Here is a 6223-nt window from a genome sequence, read left to right as displayed (position 1 = left end):
TCTGGCAATTTCTATGCAGCTGAACGCGGCGAAGCTTATCTTTCGTACTGGCAAAGTGGAATTGGAGACGTCGCTGACGGCTCCCAAGATCCGCATTGGCTTGCCATGACAAATCTGAAAAGCCGTGCAGCGTCTCTAACCGTTGCGGAACTTGGTATCCAGTACAGCTTCGGTGAACCTGACTTAGATCAATCTGCCGCAATTTTTTAGCATCCCAATAGTACCGAGCGACGCGCTGTTGTTGGGCCCCGTAAGTCCCCGTTAATTACAGCAACGCAATTAATTGGACTGAAAATAGAAAAATATTCCCGGTTTTGGGCGTCGGGAATTTTGTCTCAGGTTTGGCCAAACGCCTAGGCCTTGAGACGCCAATATTACATTTTATGGCCCCAAATTGCATAAATTCCCGGTATATTCCCGTAAAACCGGGTATTTTCCAGCAGAGACCGTATCGAGCAGGACTGCGTGCTGCGCCAATCATTAGACGTCATCGATGCTCTATGTCGCCCGTACGCGGTTTCTAGTCACACGAGCGCTTCGTACGTGCCCATTGACAACGTTTGCTTTCCGAAAAGGAGCGAGTGTGGTATAACCCTGCCGGGTCGCTCTGCTTTAACGCGTACTCGTCTGTCCGAAAGCCGGCCAGCGGGTATCTTTTGGAGGGATGACCATGAAAAAAATGATCTTGATTGCAGCAATGCTATTTTCTGCACCCGCGTTTGCCAACACCATTGATGTTATTTCGTCGAAGCTGAAGCCGGGCTGCACCTTCGCCACCTATATGGGCATTACCAAGGAATTTAACGACACCTGGGGTAAGGCACATGGATATAATGCGCAGCTGATGTTGCCTGTGCACGGTACGGATAGCGGCTTGGTCATCTGGGTCGGTACGACCGCTTCTGCCGAAGCCTTCGGCAAGGCGTGGGACGTATGGCGCAATGCACTCGCCAACCCCAATTCCACGGAAGCAAAACTTCAGACGCGTTTCGACGCCTGCGCGACGCAGATCTCGCGCGCAAGCTACGATACCTACTGACCCATTGAGGATCCGTCGGCGGGAACATCCACCGACGGATCCGACTGTCCAGTTAAGTCATATTGGGGGGTGCCAGGATCGGGCCCATTAGCCTCACAACATATAGCGTCCAACAATATTCAACGTTCATGGCGAAGGTTGCACACCCTCAAGTGAGCGCGACAAAGAGCGAACAGGGCAGCAGGCATTGCCACATTCGATCTGATTTGGGGGCGTCTTGTTCACTGGAGTGTCCAGACCGTCGGCGGTTTGCGTTGGGGCACTGACTGTGATCTCCGGCAAGGCCGGTCAACAAAAGGCACTCGGCGGAACGGTCGGCAGGGTTCCTTCAAAGGAGGAGAAGCAGATGAAGAAATTTGGTCTCATAGCAGTTGCGGCGACATTATTGTTTGCTGCCCAACCGGCTGCCTCGCAGCAGTATCCCAATCCCTACAAGGTCGGCGACCTTTGGACGGTAACTGGTGTGCATGTAAAACCGGGCGGTAGCCTAAAAGTTGCTAAAGACATTGCGGCGGTTTGGCAGAGGCAACAAGATTTTGCGAAGACGAAAGGTTGGATCAGTGGGTACAAAATTCTGGTCAATGCATATCCGCGCGAAAACGAACCTAACATATATCTGATCACAATGACTGATCGACTGGCAACGCCGGATGAATCTGACGCGCGCGGAGTGGAGATGCGTGCGTTCATGAATATGACTGGCGAACAGATGCAGGCGGCGGCGGCAGGCCGTGCCGAGTTTAGTTCGCCGGGCAGCACGTCGTTGTTGCGCGAGTGGGTGAAGCGATAGATATGTTTCAAGCGGGGGCGACATTTGTCGCCCCCGCTTGATCATTGAATTTTTGCCCGTTCGAATGGTCGCTTGAGTCTGGTGTCAGGTGCCGTTATACTTTGCGCGCCGTATCCATGCACTCTAGTTGGCTGGGCCTTCAGCCCGGGATGGATCATCGCAAATGCGGGATACTATCGGCCAGCGTGCTCGGTTTGGAGTGTGATTTGCATAAATTCCCTGTAAATTTCCTGTTTAACAGGAATTAAAGATTGAGACCCATCACGCACGACAGCGTGCTGCGCCATTTTTCCCGTCACACATCACGATGTTTATCTATGTGGTTAATATTTGCGTACTAATCAGTAATTATTTGATTGATCAGGAATTTCTTGATGTTACAACTGTAACTTCAACAAACCTTTGCAATACGCTGGGTGGCGCAAAATCGGTATGTTGGGAATACAGGTGGGGTTTGATGCAGGGCAGCAAATCAGACAATGTTATGACGCCTCCAAGGCGCAACAAGGATGGTACAATTCTTGTTGTTGACGATGACCCCGCCTGTCTCGACGAGTATTGCGATACGATAAGAAATCTTGGTTACACTGTTGTCTGCGCCGACAACGCGCCAGATGCCCTGCGGCTGATCGCCGAATCGCCTGATATCGGGGTCGTGATTACAGATCTTGAAATGCCCAATATGGACGGCATCTCGTTTCTCTCCGAAATTTCCAACCGCTTTTCCCCGAGCAGACCCATCGTAACCTTGGTCGTGACCGGCCATTCCAGTGTGCAAGCCGCAACAAAGGCCATGCAATCGCATGCGATCGATTTGCTCTGCAAGCCTGTATCAATGGAGGAACTTGCGGCTGCGTTGCGGCGGGCATCGGCGCATCACTTCACAATGGCCAACCGCTTCCAGATTACCTCACTGACCAAGCGGCTTGATGCGCGCCTTGGCGGCGACCGCGCCGCACAGCAAGCCTTGTCCCCAACCGGACCAGAGTTGCAGGCGTTCATTCGGCTGCTGCTGAAATTCCAGCACCAGAAGACAAAGTTTTTTGATCCAGAGGTTATGACTGGCCCGTCATGGGAGATTTTGCTCGATATTACCGAGGCCAGCTTGCGTGGGGAAGCAGTTCCAGCGTCGAGCGCGTCGGCTACATCGTTGGTACCGCTGAGCACTGCCCTGCGCCACGTCAATAATCTGGTTGACGCCGGGCTGGTGCGACGCTGGGTTGACCCAAGGGACAGGCGCCGGACGTTGCTTGAACTTGAACCCCACGCCCTCGCCGCGATGCAACGCTATCTGGAGACCGCATGGAAGTTGCAGGCGCAGGCCGGATAGGCCACATTTGAAGCGCTACGCGATGCCGTCGGTGCTGTCGCCATCTTTTTGCTGCTGCATCCATTTGTGCAACATGTGCGCGGCGCGATCGGCCTGCTTCTCTATCCGGGCGACTTTCGCGCGCACATAATCCGACTCCTCGCCTGAACTCGTCGACAGCCTCGCGCGGATGTTTCCACAGGACAGCCGAATAACGTTCAAAGGCTGCATAATCTCATGCACAAACCCGGCATTCGTCTCGGGACCCTCATGCATGGATTTGCTTACTGTGGTTTTACTATTTTTCAAGATGTTAGCCTAGAGAATAACATACGTCGTTACAAGTATTTACAATCACTGGGCTTAAGACACTGTCATCTTGCGGTAAGCTGGGCTGCCAATAAGAACATGCCAAAATATGACGCTCGCTTCCGAACGGTGGCGGGCCACTTCTCACATAGAGATTCAACCGTGCTCGTCGGAGTTCATCACGCGATGACAAAATCCTCGTAATAGTCCGTCAACAATATGCGTTGGATTTCCGCACATGTTTCGTCGGTCAGTTCCAAAAACACCCGGCGCTGGTCAACCGAGTCATACCGCCGTTGGATGATCTTGCGGTCGGTCAAAATGGCAATATGCCGCAGCGCGGTTGTTAGGGGCGAGAATGATGCATGACATGCGCTCGAAACACTGGTCTGCAAACCTGAATTCTGACGAACGAACAGATCGAGTAAAATAAACCATGCAGGATCAGCAAATAAATTGGCAACGGAAAACAATTTCGAGCGTCTTTTGGTTATCTCGATAAGATCAGCTGCCTTTTTGACTGCAATGATATTGGCAGCATTTGACGGATCTTGCAGAATGCGCGGCGCCTCATCACTATCGACAGTGCTCAGCATTTTTTCCAACTGTTTTCGCGTTAGTTTTATTGGTACGTCGAAAGTGTGAATTTGATCTTTTTTATTTGAATCGATCTGGACCTCGATCATGTATTCCCTCCGCAACAAAAAAGGGAAATCCTTGGCGACATATCTAAATATTCGCCAAGGATTCCCACCATCGGCCAAGACATATTGACCCAGCATCGGTGCGACCCGAGATTTCTTAATTCCCGTTATATTTCTGTATTAAGCAAGCCGCTGACAATTGCACGGCGTATCGGAACCGAAACGAAAGCGATTACAGCCAATATGGCACAAATTGGCTGGGTTGCGTTTGCGACATCTTTTGTCGGCGCAACAGCCTTCGATCAATTTTGCGATATTATTTAAACAGGGTCGTTCATTGACCATTTAACAGCACGTGCAACATCCTGAACGATGAATGCGTGTTCGTTAAGGTCCGCGTTTGCATATCGCTTATCTGGATCTTTTAATCGCAGCAGAGTTCAGCCTAACGCAACCAACCTCGACGCTAAGCGACAACTTATCCAGCCGGTCAGATGGCGCAAAGACATTACGTCACCCAAGCAGCAAGGGTGCAAGCTTGGCGCGTTGCCATGCTGCATCGCCAAACTGCGATGCCTGAAAAATGGCGGCGCGGCGGTGCAGGCCAGCGTCGCAGTCATGTGTGAAGCCAAAGCCACCATGAAACTGGATCGCCCGGTCAGCGGCAAAGCTGTAGGTGGTGTCCGCTGCCGCCTTCGCCATGCGCACCGCGATTTCGCCCACGCCTTGGTCGCTGAAGCTGTTGGCCGCGCTGTACAAATGCGACCGCGCCTTTTCATATTCGACATAGGCATCGACCGTCGGGTGCTTTAAAGCCTGATACTCGCCAATGATTTTACCAAATTGCTTGCGCGTTTGCAGGTAGCTTACCGTGTAGTCGATTACGCTCTGCGTACCGCCGCACATCTCTGCGCTTTGCAACAGATTTGCCGCTTGCTCAAGATGCGACAGCGTTGCGTATGTGCGCCCGATATCTAGCAAAGCCGCGCGCGATACGATCAATCCATCGAGCGCAAGCGCAAAGCTGCGTTTTGTCTCGTCAATAATCGATTCCCGGCGCAGGCGGCCATCCATATCCTGAGCGGTTAGCAGCACTAACGCTGGCTTGCCGTCAAGCATCACTGACGCGATGATGATGTCGGCGCTCTGCGCCCAGGCGACAAAAAGTTTCTCGCCAGACAGATGCACCGCATCATCATCCAGCTTCGCGGTAGCCGTGATATTCTGCAAGTCCCAATCGCCATGCGCTTCGGATAGCGCGAGCGACCCGATGGCGCCTTCCGCAAGCTTGGGTAACCATTGTGCCTTCTGCGCTTCTGTGCCGCCAGCAATAAGCGCCTGCGCGGCCAAAGTTGATGACACCAGCGGAGAAGCCATAAGGTGACGCCCCATCTGCTCGACAACCGGAACAACCTCAGCCAGCGTCAGGCCAACGCCCCCATATGCCTCCGGAACTGCAATGGCGGTCCAGCCAAGCGCGGCCATTTCGGCCCAGATGCCGGCGTCGTAGCCCAAATCGCTGTCCATCAGCTTGCGGACTCGGTCGATCGGGGATTTGTCGCGGCAAAAGGTCGTTGCCACATCAAGCAGCTCGATCTGTTCTTCGCTATATCCCAGCCCAGCCATCTGCATTTCATTCTCTCCTCACACCACTCCTGTCTCTATGGCGCGAGCAATGGCAAGAAATCAAGGCGATTTAACTGACCAATTAAGGCGAAACCTACACCTGCTCGAGAACCTTTCGGCCTGGCCGCACTTTCATCTTGTGCCCTGCCTTTGTTGCCAGCGACACATCCTTCACCGTCTGCATAAACACCCATTCGTTCGTCGCGGCCTGCGGGGTAAGCGACAGATGCATATAACCCCGGTTCGACGTATCAACCCAACGCAGCTCGTGCTTGCTGGCTTCCAGCAAACCGCGCGCGACGACTGCTGGGTCAATGCCCAGCGTAGCACTTTCAAAGCCCGGCGATGAAACGCTGTGGCCGCCGAATTCAACGCCAGCGGGTTTTCCTCCTTCGGGCAAGTCAAACGCCCATCCATTGTGGCTGTCGCCCGTTATCACAACCAGGTTCGCATCAGCGCGTTGTGCTGCGGCCAATATGCGTGAGCGCGCCGCAGGATAACCGCCC

At 53.2% G+C, this 6223-nt stretch carries 8 protein-coding genes; 4 read left to right on the top strand and 4 right to left on the bottom strand.

Features of this window, described 5'->3' with window-relative positions; translation table 11 throughout:
- The 4 genes from ACLL9E_RS12385 to ACLL9E_RS12370 form a co-directional block, all read left to right on the top strand.
- Positions 1 to 210, top strand: a 210-nt coding sequence (locus ACLL9E_RS12385) for a hypothetical protein (protein WP_411292046.1), incomplete at its 5' end; no start/stop codon positions are given.
- A gap of 460 nt (positions 211 to 670) precedes the next feature.
- Entirely contained in the window at positions 671 to 1039 is a 369-nt protein-coding gene (locus ACLL9E_RS12380; protein ID WP_411292045.1) for a hypothetical protein, read from the top strand.
- Between the two features lie 268 nt (positions 1040 to 1307).
- Positions 1308 to 1829 (top strand): hypothetical protein, encoded by a 522-nt coding sequence (locus tag ACLL9E_RS12375; protein ID WP_411292044.1) that lies wholly within the window; start codon positions 1308 to 1310, stop codon positions 1827 to 1829.
- Positions 1830 to 2286: 457 nt separating this feature from the next.
- Positions 2287 to 3159, top strand: coding sequence for a response regulator (locus ACLL9E_RS12370; RefSeq protein WP_411292043.1), 873 nt, complete (start codon positions 2287 to 2289; stop codon positions 3157 to 3159).
- 15 nt (positions 3160 to 3174) lie between these two features.
- On the opposite strand, the gene ACLL9E_RS12365 is transcribed toward ACLL9E_RS12370, so the two are convergent.
- The 4 genes from ACLL9E_RS12365 to ACLL9E_RS12350 all read right to left on the bottom strand — a co-directional run.
- Entirely contained in the window at positions 3175 to 3447 is a 273-nt protein-coding gene (locus ACLL9E_RS12365) for a hypothetical protein (protein ID WP_411292042.1), read from the bottom strand.
- A gap of 179 nt (positions 3448 to 3626) precedes the next feature.
- Positions 3627 to 4229, bottom strand: coding sequence for a hypothetical protein (locus ACLL9E_RS12360; RefSeq protein WP_411292041.1), 603 nt, complete (start codon positions 4227 to 4229; stop codon positions 3627 to 3629).
- 375 nt (positions 4230 to 4604) lie between these two features.
- Entirely contained in the window at positions 4605 to 5723 is a 1119-nt protein-coding gene (locus ACLL9E_RS12355; RefSeq protein WP_411292040.1) for an acyl-CoA dehydrogenase family protein, read from the bottom strand.
- Between the two features lie 88 nt (positions 5724 to 5811).
- Positions 5812 to 6223 (bottom strand): alkaline phosphatase D family protein (locus ACLL9E_RS12350; RefSeq protein ID WP_411292039.1); only part of this gene is annotated, 412 nt, incomplete at its 5' end.

The sequence above is a fragment of the Sphingorhabdus sp. genome, assembly GCF_046596595.1.
Taxonomy (GTDB): Bacteria; Pseudomonadota; Alphaproteobacteria; order Sphingomonadales; family Sphingomonadaceae; genus Sphingorhabdus_B.
Note: the sequence above shows the minus strand (reverse complement) of the source record. Positions and strands in the feature narration are given on the sequence as shown.

Coding starts and splice junctions, on each gene's coding strand:
- ACLL9E_RS12360 (WP_411292041.1), bottom strand. CDS start 4,229: ATGCTGGGTCAATATGTCTTGGCCGATGGTGGGAATCCTTGGCGAATA.
- ACLL9E_RS12370 (WP_411292043.1), top strand. CDS start 2,287: ATGCAGGGCAGCAAATCAGACAATGTTATGACGCCTCCAAGGCGCAAC.
- ACLL9E_RS12380 (WP_411292045.1), top strand. CDS start 671: ATGAAAAAAATGATCTTGATTGCAGCAATGCTATTTTCTGCACCCGCG.
- ACLL9E_RS12355 (WP_411292040.1), bottom strand. CDS start 5,723: ATGCAGATGGCTGGGCTGGGATATAGCGAAGAACAGATCGAGCTGCTT.